This is a genomic window from Actinomycetota bacterium, from assembly GCA_014360655.1.
Taxonomy (GTDB): Bacteria; Actinomycetota; Geothermincolia; order Geothermincolales; family RBG-13-55-18; genus JACIXC01.
In genome coordinates, this window is sequence record JACIXC010000009.1 from 1 (window position 1) to 17820 (window position 17820).

A 17820-nucleotide genomic window follows, 5' to 3' on the forward strand; every position below is an offset into this window, starting at 1 on the left:
GCTCAACGAGATCCTTTGCAGATGGAATTACGTGTACAATTACGTGAGACCACACCAGAGCCTGGGTTATCTCACCCCCATGGAGTTCCTGAAGGCGTGGATGGAGGAGAGCAAGGATAGGGATGGAGTGTTCACCATGTAGTGAACCAGCACAACCGGCTTGAGGGGTGCGCGCTGTTGGGATATCATATGCCTGTGGCTGAGGCCGGCTGTTGATGGCAAGGATGACGGCAGAGGGGCGGGCGATACCCCCAGTCCTTTGCGAAGAGCCGTTTTCCCGTTGCACGAGGAGGAAGATAATGGAAAGAAGGGAAGAGCTCATCACGCAGATAATCGAGCTGGAATGGGAGATGTTCCGTGCCGTGCCGGCGGAGGAGAGGAGCGCCGTCTGCCAGGAGGACGAGGAGACCTTCCGCATCGTACGCATCGCGGGCTTCCTGACCTGGTCGGACGCCACCCTGGCCAGCTACCTTCTCGACCTCAAGATGGCCAAGAGCGCGGGACGCAACCTCATGACCGAGAAGTACGCTCTCATGCAGGGGCTCATCAACCCTCCCAACCCGGAACACGACAACATCATCAACCGCATAGTGCGCAAGGAATGCGAGTGGGCCGAGGAATTCCTGCGCAACAACCCGGGGGCCACCCTGGTGAGGCCCATCCATGCCAGCGAGGACGCGTCCGGCGTGGTCTCCTCCGAGACCTACTCCCGCTGCGAGCTGCAAACCTATTCCTCGCGCACCCTGGATTATTACTACTCGGACACCCTGAACATGGCCGCCCGCCGCGAGAACCGCGTCGCCCTCGCCGTGCGCTACATGCAGGCCATGTCGGGGGACCCGCCCGTGGACTGGAGAAACCTCCTGTCGTCGAGCGGGGGAGGCATGAGTGCCGGAGCCGCCGCCTGTACCTGAGCGTGCATGGCGGCCCATAACCGGCAGCGCCAGCCGGCTACCTGCACCCCGGCAGTTTCTTCCAGGTGCCATTGCGCGAGAAACGAAAAAGTCGGCGCGAAAAAATTCCGTAGGCGCCATCGTGAGGAGCCCCTGGGAAACGTAATCGCGAGGACCGTACGGGAGAACGTCATCACGAAAAGCCCCCGGGAAACGTACTTGCGAGGAGCATCCCACGAACCGTCAGCGCAAAACCCGCCCGGAAACGTCAGCGCGCTAAGCCTCTGAAGAACATTAGCGCGAAGATTCCCCGGGAAACGTGATCGCAAGGAGCGTCCGGGAGAACGTCATCACGAAAACCCCCCGGAAAACGTCATCGCGAGGAGCGGAGCGACGAAGCGATCTCCTCCGCCTTACAACCCAGGGCACGATTAATGCCCTGACCACATGCCCCCCATACCGGAATCGCTCAGAAGGGACGCCCGCGGTCCTTCTGCATGCCGGCGAAGCTCTTCCCCAGGCCCACGATGCCGAAAAGAAAATCCGTCATCTTGGGCAGCCCGAGGCCGCGCACGAAGGCGGTAAGCCGCATTATCGCCCGCGGCACGAAGATCTCCGCCTTGTTCTTCTTCACCGCGTCGACGACGGTGTCCGCCACTTTCTGGGGGTCCACCCAGCCGGTGAGTATGGGCGGCTTGGAGCCCTCGAACATCCCCGTAGCGATGTAACCGGGGTTGACGATGGTGAAGTTGACCCCGCTACCGCGCAGCTCCTGGCGTATGCAGTCGGTGATGCCGATGAGGGCGAACTTGGTGGCGCAGTAGGGTCCCAGGAAAGGGGCCGCCACCTTGCCGGCGACGGAACACATGTTGACCAAGTGGCCGCAGCCGCGCCGCACCATGCCCGGCACCGCCGCCTGCATCATCCAGACTTGCCCTAGGTAGTTGACGTCGGTGATGCGACGGTAGTGCTCCTCGGGGGTGTCCAGCACCGTCTCGTTCATCGCCACGGCGGCGTTGTTTACGAGCACGTCGATGGGGCCCAGCTCCGACTCCACCTGCTCGACCACGCGGAAGCATGCTTCGCGGTCGGAGATGTCCAGGAGGTAATGGTGGACGTCGTACCCCGCGTCGCGCATCTCGCCGGCGGTCTTCTCCAGCTCCGCGGCGTCGATGTCGGTGATGGCCACGCGCGCCCCCTCGCGGGCGAAGTTCATGGCTTGCAGTCTGCCCATCCCCCGAGCCGCGCCGGTGATGAGCACCACCTTCCCATTGAGATCCTTCATATTTATCCCCTTCCCCCCATCGCTTTTCTTACCGCAAGTGTACCTTGAGGATCGCTCTTCCACAAACCCCACCCTTACTACGTTATCAGAGGGGCAGATGTCCGGTGAGCTGGTGACCGATACACGCCAGGGTACCTCTTGAGGCGCCGAGGGGGATATTGGCCGCGCATACGGGGCGTGCGGATGGTTTGATTATATAATGGTCAGTGGCACCGGTTTCCCGCCAAGGAGGTTCTCGAGATGATAGATGCGGATGTGATTTACGAAGTGAGGGACAACGTCGCATACATCGTCATAAACCGGGAACGGAAGCGCAACTCCATCGGCGGCGATGCGGTCGCTTTGCTCATGAAATATCTGGAAATGGTAGAAAGCGACGACGAGGTCAGGGCCGTTTGCATCACCGGTTCCGGGGACAGGGCTTTCTGTTCGGGCGCCGACCTGAGCGGCGACGGTGGCGGCGGGAAGGACATGGCCGGAGGCTACGCCGACCTTTTGAAACGCATCGCTGGGTACGCGAAACCTACCGTGGCGCGGGTAAACGGCGACTGCCTGGCGGGCGGCATGGGGCTGATGCTCGCTTGCGATATCGCCATCGCTGCTGAGCACGCGAGATTCGGGACTCCCGAGGTGAACGTCGGCCTTTTCCCCATGATGGTCGGGGCCCTGATATTCAGGAGTATTCCGCGCAGGAAAGCCATGGAGATGATGCTTCTGGGCGAGAAGCTGACCGCCGAGGAGGCGCTGGAAATCGGTCTCGTGACCCGCGTGGTCCCCGCCGCTGCGCTGGACGAAGAGGTTTCCGGCGTGCTCAAGATCCTGGTCTCGAAGAGCCCCATCGGCATGAGGATAGGAAAAACAGCCCTCTATGCCATGGCCGATATGCCGTTCGAGCAGGCGCTCGATTATCTCTCCGAAAAGCTCATCGAGGTGGCTTCGACCGAAGACGCCATGGAGGGGATCGCGGCGTTCCTGCAGAAACGCGACCCCAAGTTCAGGGGGAGGTAGAGAAGCTTTGAAGCGGATGCCGGGGAGACGGATGCCGGGGAGACGGATGCCGGGGAGCCAGATGTGAGGGAGACGATGTGCTTCACCCCGGCAACGAAATATTCAAGGGGGGAGGCAGAAACGCCCGATGGGAGGACTCGCAAAGGAATACCGGACAGCATCTCAAGGCTCACGACCCACGGACTGTCGCTTACAGGCCTCGCTTCACCGGTTGCGACTCACGGGAAAGCATTGCCGTCACGGAGGTTGTAGATGGGCGTGAAGGACAAGATAGTCATCGGAGCGGCGATCACCGGGGTGCTCACCAACCCTGAGAAGTTCAAGGTTCCTGTCACGCCTGAGCAGATGGCGGACGCGGCGGAGCAGGCGTACAATGCGGGGGCGACCGTGGTCCACTGCCATTTCCGCTCGCAGGAAGAGGGGCTTGGCTGGTTGCCCACGTGGGAGCTCAAGCCGGTCGGCGAAATCCTGGCCGCCATAAGGGAACGCGTGCCCGAGATGATTGTCAACATGAGCACGGGCATCGTGGGGGAGGACATCTCCGGCCCCCTCGCGTGCCTGCAGGCCTTCAAGCCGGAGATGGCGGCCCTGAACGCCGGGTCTCTCAACTACCTGAAGACGCGCAAGGACGGCTCGTGGGCGTGGCCCCCCATACACTTTGACAATCCCGTCCCAAAGATCCGGGGATTCCTGGAGGTCATGCAGGCGAACGGCATCGTCCCCGAGTTCGAGTGCTTCGATACCGGCATGGTGAGGTGCATCGGGATGTTCCGGTCCACGGGCATGTTCACGGGGGTTCCTCACGTTTCCCTGGTCATGGGGGTGGAGAGTGGGATGCCGGCCAGGGCGGACCTTCTGCCCATACTGCTGGACGAATTGCCCGGGGACGCTGTATGGCAGACCATCGCCACGGGTCCGCATATCGAGAAGGTATGGGAAGTCCATCGCAGGGCGGCGGAACTGGGGGGCAACGTGCGCACCGGCCTCGAGGATACCTTTTACCTCCCCAACGGTGAACCTGCCCGGGACAACGGACAACTGGTCGAAGCGCTGGTAAGGATAGTCGAGGAAGCCGGCCGGGTCGTGGCCTCGGCGGAGGAGGCGAGAGAGATCCTCGGTCTCAGGTAGAAGTGAGGGCTTCCGGCAGGGGGCGGCAAGCGGCGATACGCGGAGACGCGCGGCGACCCACAACGCCCCGCGGAACGAGAAACCACGTTTACCCTCCCCGGGCGCATGGCCAAGCCTCTTCCCACGAAACGCACCCTCAACTCACGCCTATGCGGGCGCAGGGCACCCTGGCCCTACCGACCAGGACGCGCCTACTCACCCTGGAAGCGCTCCCTCAGCTCGCGCTTTATCACCTTGCCGGTTTCGTTCTTGGGTATGGCGTCCACGAGCCTGATCGCCTTCGGTATCTTGTAGCCGGCGATCTTTCCCCGGCAGAAGTCCCTCACCTCTTCCGTGGAGATGTCCTGTCCCTCCTTCAGGACGATCACCGCGGTGACAGCCTCTCCCCACTCCGGGTCGGGCAGTCCGATCACCGTGACCTCGGCGATGGCGGGATGCTGCGCGAGGACGCTTTCGACCTCCTGGGGATAGACGTTCTCCCCGCCGGTCTTGATGAGGTCCTTCTTCCTGTCCACGAAGTAGAGATAACCGTCCTCGTCCAGCCTCCCCAGGTCGCCGGTGTGAAGCCACTCTCCCGTGTACAGGGCTTCGTTGGCGCCCGGGTTGTTCCAGTAGCGGGCGGTCATCTTCGAGCGGACCATGATCTCGCCCGTCGCGCCGGTGGGGAGCCGCCTGTTCTCTTCATCCCAGATCTCCAGCTCTATCCCCTCCATCGGCTTGCCGCAGGTGTACGGGTTTGCGAAGGCGACGTCTCCCTTCACGACCGTCACCGGTCCGGTACACTCCGTCTGCCCCCATATGCCCATGAAATCGCACTGCAGCGTGTCGCAGAGAACCTTGAGCAGTTGCATGGTCCGCGGCCCCATGCCGCCGCCGCTCACGATCAGGCGCAGCGGGGAGAAGTCCATGCCCTTGTTCACGGCCTTGTCCACCAGCACCAGACCCTGTCCCGCGGAGACCAGCATGGTGATGGTCACCTTTTTCTCGACCATCAGGTCGGCGATCTCCTCGATGGTCAGCGCTTCGGGCACCACGTTGGCCCCGCCCCTTATCATGGTGGCCCGCGACCTTATCATCCCGGCCTGGTGAAAGAAGGGCATGATCGCCATGTACACGTCTTTCTCGGTCACCTCCATGGCGTCCGCCGTCAGGTCGTCGACGGTGCTCGACCCTATTTGGTTCTGCAGGCAGCCCTTCGGCTGCCCCGTGGTCCCGCTTGTGTAGATGAGGAGCACGGGATGGTCCGGTTCGATACGCGGCGGTTTCCGGACCTCCCTCCTGTCTTCCACCAGCTGGTCGGTGGCAAGATCGGTGCCGTCCACGTTCCCTATCCCCAGGACGGCGCGCAGGCTGGGGCAGCCCGACCTGAGCTCCGGAATCACGGCTGCATGTGTCTCGTCCACCACCAGGGCGCTCGTCTCGGCGTCGTTCATGGCCCACAGCCATTCCGGGACGACCAGGCGGGTGTTCATGACGTGCAGGATCACCCCCACGAGTGACGTCGCGAAGTGATAGGTGAGGTAGTCCATGCGGTTCTTGGAGAGTATGGATATCCTTTCGCCCTTTGCGAAGCCCAGGGATTCCAGGGCGCCGGCAAGATAACGGACGCGGTCGGCGAAGCGCGCGAAGGAGATCTCCTCGCTCCTGCTGCAGATCGCGACCCGGTCGCCGTACCTGTCCGCCGCCTTGAACAGCTTTTCGTGCAAAAGATCCATGTGGACTTCCTTCGACGGCCGCGGCGGGCGCGTGCGGTCAGCCCAAGGCGTTGCGCGACTCGCCCAGGGGCGGGGAATAGATGACCAGAAGCTTCAGGCGCGTCGTGATCCCCCCTGCCGTCCCGTGCGGCGTGCCCCTGGGGTAATAGATAAGCAGGGGGTTGTCGCTCCCCTCCAGCACGTACAGCATCTGCTCGTGCCTGCTGTGGGAATGCCTTTCCGCCCCGCCGCCGCTCTCGATCAACCCCTCGATGATCTCCACGCTTTCGTCCATGAAGAGGCAGCGGTTCGTCGTCCTGTGATGCCCAGCGGGAGGGTAGGTCGGGATGTCCCCGGGTTTGACGACGCGAACGCCGCCCACGCTCTTGTCGCGCTCGCCCTGCGCGGAAGGGGCGGTGTCCTCTTTCCCGATGCGAGGTGCGATGTCGAGCAACGTCAGCCGGTCGGAGGTCACGCTAAGCCCGGGCCCCCAGGCCGTGCCGGGAGGTATGATGAGGAGGTCACCCTTGCCGATACCCGTTTCGGTCCCGCCCTGCCTGAGGGTCGCTTCCCCGTCCAGGACATACTCCATCCTGCTCACGTCGCTGATGCCGTATTCCTCCGCGTCGCCGCTCCCTTTTATGACGGTCTGGCCGATCTCGAGATTTTCGCTCCGCAGAAGGTCTTTCCGGAAGGTCCTCGCGCAGCCGCCCAACAACTTTTCCTCGATGTCGTTTACGAGGATATACCGGGCTTGCTTTTCCGCGGGTTCTTGCTCCCGTTCCATCCGTTCCATCTCCCCTTGCCCGTCGCTTTCCCGTCCTTACTGGCCGGCAATATGGCTGTTTAAATAGTAATAGCTGGTGGTCGGCCGTGCAATGGAACGGGCGAAAAGCAGGTGAACGCAAGCATGCGTCTGTCGGGTGATTCTGTCCGGGAGGTTGACGTGCAATGGAACAGGCGAAAAGCGGGTAAACGCATGTCGGGGACGCAGGGTCAGGCTCCGCGGAGGTGGAGGTAGACCTTGGGGAGCTCGCGGGGGAGGTCCTCCACGCTCCGCACCACCAGATAGCCGTGGGGAGGGAACATGCGGCGCAGGTAATCGTGGCCGGCGGCGTCGACGGTGACGCAGAAGGGGACGATGTGACCCGCCTCGGCCTCCCGCAGCGCCTGCGCGGTGTCCCGCAGGCCGTACTCGCGGTCGGTGCGGTCCTCCCCGTAGTCGTGGTCCTGGGGATAGCCGTCGGAGAGCAGGAGCAGCAGCTTCAGCGAGGAGGTCTCCGAGTCCAGCAGGCGGTGGGCGTGGCGGACGGCGGTGCCCATGCGCGTGCTCTTCATGGGCTTCAGGCTCCCCAGCCGCTTCCAGGCGCCCGCGTCCAGGGGCTCGTCGAAGGATTTCAGGCGCAGGAACTCCACCCGGTCCCTGCCGTAACCCGAGAACCCGCAGATGGAGTAGCGGTCCCCAAGTTGCTCCAGGGCGCTGGCCATGATGGCCACGCTGGCCAGCAGCACCTGCAGGACGGTCTCTCCGGCGTGCGCCCCTTCCTTTATCTCGGAGGAGGTGGAGGCGGAGAGGTCCACCAGGAAGAGGGCGCTCACCTCGCGCGTGACGCGCCGCTTCTCCATGTACAGCTTCTCGGAAGGGGGGAGGCCGCAGCGCAGGGCCACCGTCCTCTCCACCGCCTCCTGGATGTCGATCTCCTCCCCCCATTCCAGTTTTTTCCTCCAGGTGCGCTCCTGGTAACGCAGCAGGCGGAACTGACGGGTCACCTCCTGGACCACTTCATCCCACCTCTCCAGCAGGCGGCGGGCGGCGTCCTCGTCGCCTTCCCGCGCCCGCAACTGGTAGAGGGTCGCCCAGGCGGGGCGGTAGCAAGCGGAAAGGTAATCCCATTCCGGGTAGCGCACGCGCCTCTCCTCGTCCTCCCCGGGCTTTTCCGCGCGGGCTTCGCGCCCCGCTGCCCCGTGCCCGGCGCGCGCGTCATGTCCTTCCTCCGTTCCCAGCCTCTCGCCCAGCACGTCCTCCCGCAGGAACTCACCCGCTCCCATGGGGATGGACATGGCGCGGAAGTCCAGCCGTAAGAGCTCCTCGAGCCCGGGCGGGGTCCCCTCGCCGCCCTTCTCCCTGCCCGCCTCCCCGCGCCGGGCCGCGCGCTCTCCGGGACCGCGGAGGAGGTCGTCGGCGAGGAAGGCCGCATCCAGGTCCAGGGAAACGCCTTCCCCGGGAGCCCTTTCTGCCCAGGCGAGGAGGACGCGGTATGCGGCCAGGGTGGCGGCAAGGGAATCACGCAGGGATGCGCCGGGAAGCGCCGCCCGCCGGGAGGCTTCCGCGAGCTCGCGGGGATAGCCGCCGCCCACGGGTCCTCCCAGGGGGGCGAGGAGGTCGAAAAAGAGGTTCCAGAGCATGCAGCGGTGGTCGATGGGTTCCAGGGTGGTGCGCAGGCGCGGCAGGAACCAGGAGAGATCCTCCGCCAGGCCGCGGTAACGTGCGGCGAGGAAGGAGAGCACGCGGGTCGTTTCGAGGGTGAGGAAGATGTCGGCGGCCAGCACCGGTATGGAAAAACTTCCCAGGAAATGGCGGAGGAAGGCCATGGGGTCGCTGCTTCCCAGCCATGGGTGCCCGCGATGCGGCATGGAGGCGTCCTCGAGGGCGGGGCGCTGGAAGGTGCCGGACTCCCACTGGCCCGCCTGCGCGGCGGCGTAAAGACGGTAAACGGCCCGGTTCTCGGCACGCGCGTCGAAGACGCGCACCAGCGCCGGCAGGAAGATCTCCCGCCCGTTGCTGAAGGGGAAGGGCCTCCAGGGGTTGGCCAGGAGCGGCGGCGCATCGTGCAGGGGTTTGGCCTGGAGGTACTTCGCGCAGATGCCCTTACCGAAGAGGGAGAGCGGGGCGCGCGCCGCCTCGTAAGTGACGCCGGCGCCCGTTTCACACGGCGCGCGGCGCGGGTCCGTTTCCCCGCCGGGTACGTGGCGTGGTCCTGCTTTCCCGTCGCGAGCGCGGCCTGCACCCTCTTTCCCGACGCTCACGCCGGCGTCGTCGCCTCGGCCTGGCGTGTACAGGACCTGGTGAGGAACGACGTGACCGCGGGACGGGGTGGGGAGGATCATGTCCGGGACGGCACCTTCCTGCTCCGGGACGGACCCGTGCAAGATGTCCGTCGCGTAGAGGGCCAGGTTGAGGGGAGAGGTCAAGGCGCGCTCCCTTCACGCATGTTCCGGGACCTCCCGGAAGTGGCCGGCCGCATGGCCTTCATGCGGCCTCGACAGGCTGAACATGCTCTCTTCCAGATAATCCCATATCTTACCGGGCCGTCACGCATCACCGCTGCAGGCATCATGGGCTTACCCGGAGATCATCTCAAGGGAAGACCGCCGCCACCAGGTCCCGCAGGGCCTGTTGCATGACCGGGTCGTCGGAGACCGCCGACACCAGGGCCGTCTCGCAGGCGCGGCGCGGTTCCACCCCCTGGCTGACCAGGCGGGCGGCGTAGATGAGCAACCGCGTGGAAGGCCCCTCGTCCATGCCCCGCTCGCCCAGGTTTCGGGCCCGCTCCCCCAGCAGGGCAAGGTCGCGCGCCAGGCCGTCCTCCACCCCCGCCTCGCCGGCGATGATGCGCGCCTCCAGGGAGGGGGGAGGGTAGGAGAAGTCGATGGCCGCGAAGCGCTGGCGCGTGCTGATCTTCAGGTCCTTGAGCATGCTCTGGTAACCCGGGTTGTAGGAGATGACCAGTTGGAAGCGCGGGTGGGCCCGCACCAGGGAGCCCTTCTTCTCCAGGGGGAGCATGCGGCGGTGGTCGGCCAGGGGGTGGATGAGCACCAGGGTGTCCTTGCGCGCCTCCACCACCTCGTCCAGGTAGCAGATGGCGCCCGCCTTCACCGCCGCCGTCAGCGGGCCGTCCACCCATACCGTCTCCTCGCCGTGCAGGAGGTAGCGCCCCACCAGGTCCCCGGCGGTGAGGTCCTCGTGACAGGCCACGGTGACCAGGGGCAGGGGTTCGCCGTCCTCGCTGCCCAGCTTCCAGGCCATGTACTCCAGGAAGCGGGTCTTGCCGCAGCCGGTGGGCCCCTTGAGGGAGACGGGCAGGCGGGCGCGGTAGGCGGCCCGGAATACCTCCACCTCGTCGCCCACGGGCACGTAGAAGGGCTCCTCCTCGATGACGTGCTCCTCGTAGGCTATCTCGTGCGCCGCACGCTCCTCGCCCTCCATCGCGCCTCCCTTCCCGCTTCCGACAGGTCTCGCGTCCGCCTTCCCGCGTGAAAGCGGCCACGAGGATACTCCACGAGGATATTTTAACAGTTTGCGTAACGCCGTTATCGCACGGCCGGCGCTATATGCCCGGCGGACCTCGCCGCGCTTTGCGGCGTGAGGGCAAGGGTGCCTGGTGAGCGTGATCGATTTCACCGACAAAGCATCCTCGCCGCGCTTTGCTGGTGGTGAGTCGAGGGCTATGGAAAAATATTCTTAGGATAATGGAAAAGCCGCTTTAAAGCGGCTCTCCCACGCTGGACCTTGACGGTCCATCCACCTCCGAACCGTCGGATTGATCTCATGATAATAGCTCTTGAAAGCAATTGAAAAGGGGGATGTCGCCAATCTACGCATCCGCGCTTCGTGGTGCTTCGTAACGCGTTGGGGGTTCTCGGGCGGAAGGTGCGCTAAGGGCTTGTGCGGCTAAGAGGTTCCCCTATACGAGAAGGCGCTTTCCGCGAGGAGGGCTGGAGCCCGCGCAAGGACTGTACCCGCGGTAGATCCGACGGAGAGGCGCCGCTTCCTGGGGAAAGAGGGGGGAACTTCCTGGGGGAAGAGGGGGGAACTTCCTGGGGGAAGAGAGGGGGAACTTCCTGGGGGAAGAGAGGGGGAATATAATATGCGCGTGCCGCGCGTGAGTCGAGAGGGAGGTAGGAATATGGAAGGGGCGTGGAAGGAAGAGCTGGCGGGGCTGGTTGCGCTGCTGGGCCTGGAGCACAGGCCGGTGGCGGTGACCTTCACCAACGACGAGGTGGAGGGCGGCGAGTCGGTCAAGAAGGAAAGGATATCTTTCTGCTCCGCTCTCAAGCGGGCGGCGGCGGGAGAGGCCTTCATCATCGACCGGGAAACCTCCGCATGTCCCGGGGGGTCCTGGCATTGCGGTCTGGCCGAGCCCCCCTCCGGGGAACGCAGGCGCTTCCTGCAGGACTTCCTCACCCGGGGCGAGAAGCTCACCCACTCCATCGTCAGCTTCCACCGCATGCAGGCCCTGGGATCGCCGCCTCCCACGGGGCTCTCCGAGCGGGTGGTCATGGGGCCGGGTGAGGAGGCGGAGATCCGCCCCGACCTGGTGGTCTTCCTCTGCAACGGCGAGCAGGCCTGCCGCCTCATAACCCTTGACCATTACTGGGACGGCATTCCGCCGCGGGTGGAGCTCACGGGAGCCCTCTGCCACGCCGCCATCGCCTACCCCGTGGTCACCGGGCGCACCAACGTCACCTTCGGGGACTGGACGGCCCGGCGCATGCAGAAATACCCGGCGGATGTGGTCTTCGTGACCGTGCCTTACGAGAGAATGGCCAACCTGGTGGCCGCCGTCCCGAGGTGCTCGGCGGGCAACGCGCCCCTGGAGGTCCCGAGGGAGATAGAGGAGCACCTCGCTTGAAGGGGGTATGGCGGCGAGGAGTTCGAGCGAATGCAGCCCCCGCGCCGTAGCGGCGCCTTGCATGGCCCGGCGAGGGCTGACGCGGCAAAGTGGTAAAATATTCCATAATATAGCAAAGAGATAACGGGTGAAGTCAACCGCTGGCGAAAACGCGGTGGGACGGGAGAGACAAACGCTGGGGGCGACAAGGCGAAAACGCTTTCAAGAAAAAGGAAAAAACCGGGGGCGAAGAAACGAAAGCGCGTTCAGGCAAGGGGATAAACGCCGCTGGCGAAAACGCAAGAATACGGGAGGGATGGTCGTGGAACTGACGCCGCAGCAGTTGGAGGAACTGCGCCTGGGAGCCTTTACCGCCATCGACGGGCTTTGGTTCCTGGAGGTGGAGTCCAGGTACGGGTTCGAGGAAGCCCTGGAGGCCGATCTCGAGGTGTGGAAGAAGTATGGCCTGGTCATCCTCAGGCGCATGGCCAGGATGCTGGGCATCGAGCTCGATCCCAAGAACCCTCCCGACCTCCCCACCGTGAACTTCCTCCTGGAGACCATCTCCCTCATCGACGGCAGCGAGTGTCAGGGAGAGGTCACGCCTGAAGGAGAGATCCTCTTCCGCGTGCGGCGCTGCTCCTGGTGGGAAAACCTGCGCAACTCGGGGCGGCATGACCTCGTCCCCTGCGAGCACATCGACGAGGTCATCTACCGTCACTGGCTGCAGGCCCTCGATCCCGGCCTGGACTTCGAGATCACCCGCTCCCTTCCCCGGGGAGACGCCTGTTGCGAGTGGGTAATAAAAAGGCGCGCGTGAAGCTGCTCCGAAGAACATCGCAAATCCCCACAACGCCCCACCAAGGCACCGTAACGCCCTGAAAACGGCGAACGTCTTCCACGACAGACCCGAGGACAACCCGAAAAACGGGCTGCCGCCCCACAACCCTCCCCGCCGGTGCAGGCAGGCTTCCGTGCCCGTGATATCGGAAAGGGGCGCGCAACGTAACGAGAAGCCGCAGGGCCGCAAGACCCGCAACGTCACAAAAATCCGCAACATACGTGTAACCCTTGCATCCCCGCCGTGTTTACGGGTGCAAAGGCCGGGGTTGCATGGATGGTGCACGCGGCTTGGCGCGCGTGGCGTGCAGCATCCCCCGGCGGTTCAGGCAAGGATTCCGGAGACAAGAAGAGAGAAGATCCTGCGTGTTTGCATGTCGGCAAGCGCCGTAGGGCGCAGAGGGAAAGGAGGTAAGCCTATGAGGAGAATCGACAACGTGTGGCGGGGTATCGAGGCCGGCGTGTCCCGTTCTCGGCGGGGCTTGATCATATTGGAGGAAGAGGGAGAGAGGGTTTACCGTCCACGGGAGCTGGTCGCAGCCGCGAAGAGGACCGCGTGCGGGCTGACGAAGGCGGGCGTGGCGCCCGGGGACCGCGTGGGCATCATGGCCCAGACCACGCCCGAGAGCGTGCTCACCTTCCTGGGGTGCTGGGCCATGGGGGCGGTGGCGGTACCCCTCCCCCTGCCCATGCGCGCGGTGGATCCCCGCTCCTTCATGGAACAGAGCCGCAGGCGCCTGGAGAAGGTCGGGGCGGAGGTGCTCGCCCTGCCCGGCGAATTCCTTCCCCTGGTGGAGGAGATGGGCGAGGGCTTCCGGCTGCTGGCCATGGAGGAGCTGCAGGTGAAGGGGGACGCGCCTGAAAGCCCCGCCGCAAAGGAGGACATCGCCCTGGTGCAGTTCACCTCGGGGTCGACCAGCGAGCCCCGGGGTGTCATCCTCACCCACGGGAACATCCTGGCCAACGCCGCGGCCATAGCCGGCAAGCTCGCCGTCAGCAACCGCGATACGGTGGTCTCCTGGATGCCCCTATACCACGACATGGGCCTCATCGGTTTCCTCATCACCGCGCTGAGCGCCTCCTGCACCCTGGTGCTCATGTCCCCGCAGCGCTTCGTGGCCGATCCCTCCCGGTGGCTGCGCGCGGTGAGCGATTACCGGGCCACCATCACCGGCGGTCCCAACTTCGCCTTCGCCCTCTCCGCGCGCGTGCTGCGTTCCGGCAGGGCGGAAGGCCTGGACCTTTCCAGCCTGCGCCTGGCCCTGAACGGCGCCGAGCCCATAGACCCCGCGGTGCTGGACGATTTCGTGGCGGCGGGCGCTCCCTACGGACTGCGCCCGGAGGTCCCCTATCCCGTGTACGGACTGGCGGAGGCCACCCTTGCGGTGACCTTCCCGGAGCCCGGAAGCAGATACCGTGTGGACTACGTGTCACGCTGCGCCATCGAGGATGAGTGCATGGCGCTGCCGTGCGAGCCCGGGAGCGCGGACGCGCGCGGCCTGGTCTCCCTGGGCACGCCCCTCTCCGGCCTCGAGGTGCGTATCAACCGCGACGACGGGTCCCCCGCCGGGGAGCGCGAGGTGGGGGAGGTGTGCGTGCGCGGCGCCTCCCTCATGCAGGGATACTGGGGCGACGCGGCGGCCACGGCGGAGACGCTGCGCGGCGGCTGGCTGCATACCGGCGACCTCGGCTACCTGGCGGATGGGCAGCTGCACCTGGTGGGTCGCATCAAGGACATGGTGATCATCGGGGGGCGCAACCTCTTTCCCGAGGACGTGGAGCGCTGCGCCGAGCGCGTGGAGGGCGTGCGCAAGGGCAACGCGGTGGCCTTCGGCATCACCACCTCCCGCGGACGCGAGCGCCTGGTGCTGGTGGGGGAGACGCGCCTCTCCTGCCCCCACGCGGCCCGCGAGGCGGCACAGGCCGTGTCCTCGGTGGTGCGGGAAACCATAGGGGTGCCCGTACGCGAGGTGGTGCTGGTGCCGGCCGGTACCTTGCCAAAGACTTCCAGTGGCAAGAAGAGGCGCTTCCTCTGCCGCGAGCTTTACCTGAGCGAGAGGTTGCAGCCCGTCGCGCGCAGCGGCGCGCCCGTGTCGGCCAACTGAAGGCGGCGCCCCGGAGGCATGACCCCTCAGGGCTGGAGGTAGCGCACGAAGGAATCCAGCTTGCCGATGTCCTGCAGGATGCGCAGGCCCATTTCCGTCATGTTCCGGGGCGGCACCACCGCATCCTCCCTCTTGCGCAGGGACAGGGCCCGGTTTGGGCAGCCGGTGACGCAGAGCCCGCAGCCGATGCAGCGTTCCCCGTCCACCGCCGCCATATCCTCGACGATGCTCAGGGCTCCCACCGGGCACCTCTCGTCGGCGCATATGCCGCAACCGGTGCAGAGCTCGCCGTCGCAATCCGGAACGTACCCCGAGGAGGTGAAGACGTTGGGGTTGCCCCACTCCAGGGCGGTGCGCAGCAACCCGCAGCAGCAGGGGCAACAGTTGCAGACGAATGTCAGGCGCTCCTGCACGTTGTTCACCTGGTGCACCAGCCCCGCCTCGTCGAACTCGCGCAGCTTCTCCTTCATCTCCTCCTTCGTCAGGTAGCGGCCGAAGTCCCTCTCCACCAGGTAGGTGCAGGTCTCGTCGAAGAGCATGCAGGCCTCGCGGGGGGCATCGCATTTCTGCTCCAGCTCGCGGCAGGCACAGCGGGCGATACCCACCACCTCCGCTTCATCTATCATGTCGTAGACCTTGTCGTAGGGGAGCACGCCCGGCTCGCTTTCCACCTCCTCCTGGATGGGGATGATGCGGGAGAAGGCGGTGGAAGGGGTACCGAAGCCCTTGGCGAGCTTGGGGAGATAGCTCTTCCAGAGGGAATCCATCCTGGCGCGCGTCTCCTCGTCCAGCCCCTTCATGTAGGGGAACTCGAAGATGCCGGGCATCACCGGCAGCAGGGCGTAGCCCCAGGCCCCGTCCTTCTCGCGCGCGAAGACCACTCCCTTGTCGGCCAGGGACTCCAGGCGCTCCTTCGCCTCCGCCGGGTCCACTCCAGCGCGGCGGGCCACGTCCTCCACGGGGAAGGGCCGGAAGCCCAGTCCCAGGGCCACCCTGGCCTCCTCCTCGGTGAAGTAGGTGCGCAGTATCTCCATGATCTCCGGGGCCGGAACGCAGCCCGCGGGGTGCTGGTCCAGGAGCTCGCGCAGCTTCTCGTAGACGTTCTCTGGCATTTGCCAACCTCCTACCTTGTATCGCATGGTACTTATCGCCCGGCGGGTTCCTCGCGCGCTTCCCCGGGGGGCCGGGACCCGGAGAGCATCTGGAAGTGCTTCAGGATGAGGGAGATGCTGTTGCGCATGGGTCCCGGGTCCATGGCAACCTTGCTCAACATGATCCCCCCCTCCAGCGCGCTCACCGCGAAGTCCGCGTAGGCGGCGCTGTCGAAGTCGCGGGGCAACTCGCCCGCTTCCTTCATCTCCTCCAGCGCGGAGGCGATGAGACGCGACCAGTCACGGAAGGCGCGGGCGATAGCCTCCCTGAATCCGGGGTTGGTGTTGCTGGTCTCCAGCGCCAGGTTTCCCAGTATGCAGCCGCGGGAGCAGTCCGCCGCCTCCACGATGGACTGCACCTCCCGGAGCATGGCCTCGATGCGGCCTGAGGGGGTGAGCTCGCGGCGCTCGAGGGCTTCCCGCAGGCGCCCCAGGATGAAGGAGGAGGCGTTCTCGATCACCGCGTATCCCAGCTCCTCCTTGGATTTGAAGTGGAAATAGAAGCTCCCCTTGGTGATGCCCGCCGCCTGGATGACGTCATCGATGGTGGTGCGCGCGTAACCCTTGGCGTAGATGAGCAGGGTCGCGTGCCCCACGATGCGCTGCCGCGTGCGCTCGCCCTTCGACACCCGTCCCTCGACCGGCGAGGATCTGGTAGCAGTTTCCATTTCTCCCCGTGTCAGCCTTTCATGCGCGCCGCGATGAAGCTCTGCAGGTCGGGAGGCGGGGCGGCCTGCTCGCGCACGGACAGGCGTATGGCGTCTCCCGCCTCGCAGGTGGGGGTGCACACCCCGCATCCGATGCAGGTCTCCTCGTCCACCCGGGCAATTCCTTCCACTACCTCTACGGCCTTCACCGGGCATCTCTCCTCGCAGGTCCCGCATCCGATGCAGGTCTCCCCGTCCACCCGGGCCACGTAATTGGAGCGGGACATGGTGGGGAGCCCCCGGGTGAGCTTCGCCCGGAAGAAGGCGCAGCAGCAGGGGCAGCAATTGCAGATGGTGTGCAGCAGCCCGTTCACGTTGTCGCAGACGTGCACCAGCCCCTCCTCCGTGGCGTCGCGCAGCATGCGCAAGGCCTCTTCCCTGTCGAGGGAACGGGCCTTTCCCGACTCCACCAGGTAGCGTCCCAGGGTGCCGAAGTGCATGCACCGCTCAGTGGGATGATCGCATCCCTCGCCCACGTACCTGGCCATCTGGCGGCAGGGGCAATGGCCCACCGCGAAGAAATCCACCTTCTCCAGCATCTGCGCCAGCGCGTCGTAGGGTAGGACCTGGCTCTCGTCGCGCAGGGACTCGCTTACGGGGACGACCCTGATGAGAGGCACGCCCCTCGCCAGCTCCTCTCCGAATTCCGCGTCGATGTAGTCCTTCCACAGGCCGGCAAGCCTGCGCTTCTCGGGGGTGTCCACGCCGTCAAGGAAGGGCACCTCCGCGAAACCCACTATGCTGGGCAGCAGGCGGAAGACCCTTTCCTGCCCGGGTATCTGCACGGTGAGCACCGTGCCCCGCCTCGCCATGCTCATGAGGATCTCTTCCAGGCGGTCGGCTTTCTCCGGGAGTGTTTCCTGCACCTGGGAGAGGGTCCTGTTCTCGTAGATGGCCAGCTTGAGGGCCACCTCCGCCTCCTCCCCCGGATAGAGTATCTTCAGGATCTCTAGGAGGTGGGGGGACATGGGGGCCCCGTTGATGGCCCGGTCCAGGTGCTGGGCAAGTTGATGATAGATGCTCTCGTGACTGTCCTCGTGCATGGCTTTCTCCTTTGATCATCCGCTCTGGTTTTCCGCCGCCTGACCGATCCGTTTAATATATAATGTACCAACCGGTCGGTTTTTTAATAATAAGAGAAGACCTTCCCGGCGTCAAGCTTCTTTTCCACCAGGGTGGACCGCGGCCGAGGGATACGACGCTTATTCCTCCTTCAGGGTGGGGCACGGCCAAGGGATGTGACGTGTATTCGTCCGTAAGGGTAAAAGGCCGAGAGATTCGACGCTTATTCCTCCGTTGGGGTGGGCCACGACTGATGGATTTGACGTCTTTTCCTCCCTCGGAGCGGCCACGGCCAAGGGAAGTGACGCGATCTCCGGCCTTCGCTTAGGCCTCGC

The 17820-nt window shown here is 65.0% G+C and carries 15 protein-coding genes; 7 read left to right on the top strand and 8 right to left on the bottom strand.

The genetic code is table 11. The features are described 5' to 3' along the window. Together H5T73_07445 and H5T73_07450 are read left to right on the top strand one after the other, a co-directional pair. On the top strand, positions 1 to 142 hold a 142-nt coding region (locus tag H5T73_07445; GenBank protein MBC7247596.1), incomplete at its 5' end, for a transposase. Between the two features lie 157 nt (positions 143 to 299). Beyond that, the gene (locus H5T73_07450; GenBank protein MBC7247597.1) at positions 300 to 914 is read left to right on the top strand and encodes a DUF4125 family protein; all 615 of its coding nucleotides are present in this window, start codon (positions 300 to 302) and stop codon (positions 912 to 914) included. Positions 915 to 1362: 448 nt separating this feature from the next. Here H5T73_07450 and H5T73_07455 read toward each other — a convergent pair whose 3' ends face one another. Then, positions 1363 to 2178: an SDR family NAD(P)-dependent oxidoreductase gene (locus H5T73_07455; protein ID MBC7247598.1), complete on the bottom strand. Its 816-nt coding sequence runs from the start codon at positions 2176 to 2178 to the stop codon at positions 1363 to 1365. A gap of 240 nt (positions 2179 to 2418) precedes the next feature. Between H5T73_07455 and H5T73_07460 the strand changes: the two genes are divergently transcribed. Both H5T73_07460 and H5T73_07465 read left to right on the top strand, forming a co-directional pair. Next, positions 2419 to 3186: an enoyl-CoA hydratase/isomerase family protein gene (locus H5T73_07460; GenBank protein MBC7247599.1), complete on the top strand. Its 768-nt coding sequence runs from the start codon at positions 2419 to 2421 to the stop codon at positions 3184 to 3186. Between the two features lie 258 nt (positions 3187 to 3444). Next, on the top strand, positions 3445 to 4314 hold the full coding sequence (locus H5T73_07465; protein MBC7247600.1) for a 3-keto-5-aminohexanoate cleavage protein: 870 nt from the start codon (positions 3445 to 3447) through the stop codon (positions 4312 to 4314). A gap of 191 nt (positions 4315 to 4505) precedes the next feature. On the opposite strand, the gene H5T73_07470 is transcribed toward H5T73_07465, so the two are convergent. The 4 genes from H5T73_07470 to H5T73_07485 all read right to left on the bottom strand — a co-directional run bounded on the left by H5T73_07470 (position 4506) and on the right by H5T73_07485 (position 10215). After that, positions 4506 to 6029: an AMP-binding protein gene (locus H5T73_07470; protein MBC7247601.1), complete on the bottom strand. Its 1524-nt coding sequence runs from the start codon at positions 6027 to 6029 to the stop codon at positions 4506 to 4508. Between the two features lie 37 nt (positions 6030 to 6066). Next, entirely contained in the window at positions 6067 to 6795 is a 729-nt protein-coding gene (locus H5T73_07475; protein ID MBC7247602.1) for a hypothetical protein, read from the bottom strand. A 209-nt stretch (positions 6796 to 7004) separates the two neighbouring features. Continuing rightward, positions 7005 to 9200 (bottom strand): hypothetical protein, encoded by a 2196-nt coding sequence (locus H5T73_07480; GenBank protein MBC7247603.1) that lies wholly within the window; start codon positions 9198 to 9200, stop codon positions 7005 to 7007. Positions 9201 to 9366: 166 nt separating this feature from the next. Next, complete coding sequence (locus H5T73_07485) at positions 9367 to 10215, bottom strand: CbbQ/NirQ/NorQ/GpvN family protein (protein ID MBC7247604.1); 849 nt, start codon at positions 10213 to 10215, stop codon at positions 9367 to 9369. A gap of 700 nt (positions 10216 to 10915) precedes the next feature. Here H5T73_07485 and H5T73_07490 point away from each other — a divergent pair. The 3 genes from H5T73_07490 (at position 10916) to H5T73_07500 (ending at position 14565) form a co-directional block, all read left to right on the top strand. Then, the gene (locus H5T73_07490) at positions 10916 to 11641 is read left to right on the top strand and encodes a DUF169 domain-containing protein (GenBank protein ID MBC7247605.1); all 726 of its coding nucleotides are present in this window, start codon (positions 10916 to 10918) and stop codon (positions 11639 to 11641) included. Between the two features lie 295 nt (positions 11642 to 11936). Next, positions 11937 to 12440: an L-2-amino-thiazoline-4-carboxylic acid hydrolase gene (locus H5T73_07495; GenBank protein MBC7247606.1), complete on the top strand. Its 504-nt coding sequence runs from the start codon at positions 11937 to 11939 to the stop codon at positions 12438 to 12440. A gap of 439 nt (positions 12441 to 12879) precedes the next feature. Beyond that, on the top strand, positions 12880 to 14565 hold the full coding sequence (locus H5T73_07500) for a fatty acyl-AMP ligase (GenBank protein MBC7247607.1): 1686 nt from the start codon (positions 12880 to 12882) through the stop codon (positions 14563 to 14565). A gap of 26 nt (positions 14566 to 14591) precedes the next feature. Here H5T73_07500 and H5T73_07505 read toward each other — a convergent pair whose 3' ends face one another. Genes H5T73_07505 through H5T73_07515 form a run of 3 tightly spaced genes read right to left on the bottom strand, consistent with a single transcriptional unit; the run spans position 14592 to position 17466 of the window. After that, positions 14592 to 15677, bottom strand: coding sequence for a 4Fe-4S binding protein (locus H5T73_07505; GenBank protein ID MBC7247608.1), 1086 nt, complete (start codon positions 15675 to 15677; stop codon positions 14592 to 14594). Positions 15678 to 15709: 32 nt separating this feature from the next. Beyond that, positions 15710 to 16384 carry a TetR/AcrR family transcriptional regulator gene (locus tag H5T73_07510; protein ID MBC7247609.1) on the bottom strand — a complete coding sequence of 225 codons (675 nt, stop codon included), beginning with the start codon at positions 16382 to 16384 and terminating at the stop codon, positions 15710 to 15712. Between the two features lie 11 nt (positions 16385 to 16395). Beyond that, positions 16396 to 17466: a 4Fe-4S binding protein gene (locus H5T73_07515; GenBank protein MBC7247610.1), complete on the bottom strand. Its 1071-nt coding sequence runs from the start codon at positions 17464 to 17466 to the stop codon at positions 16396 to 16398. Positions 17467 to 17820 lie beyond the last annotated feature (354 nt).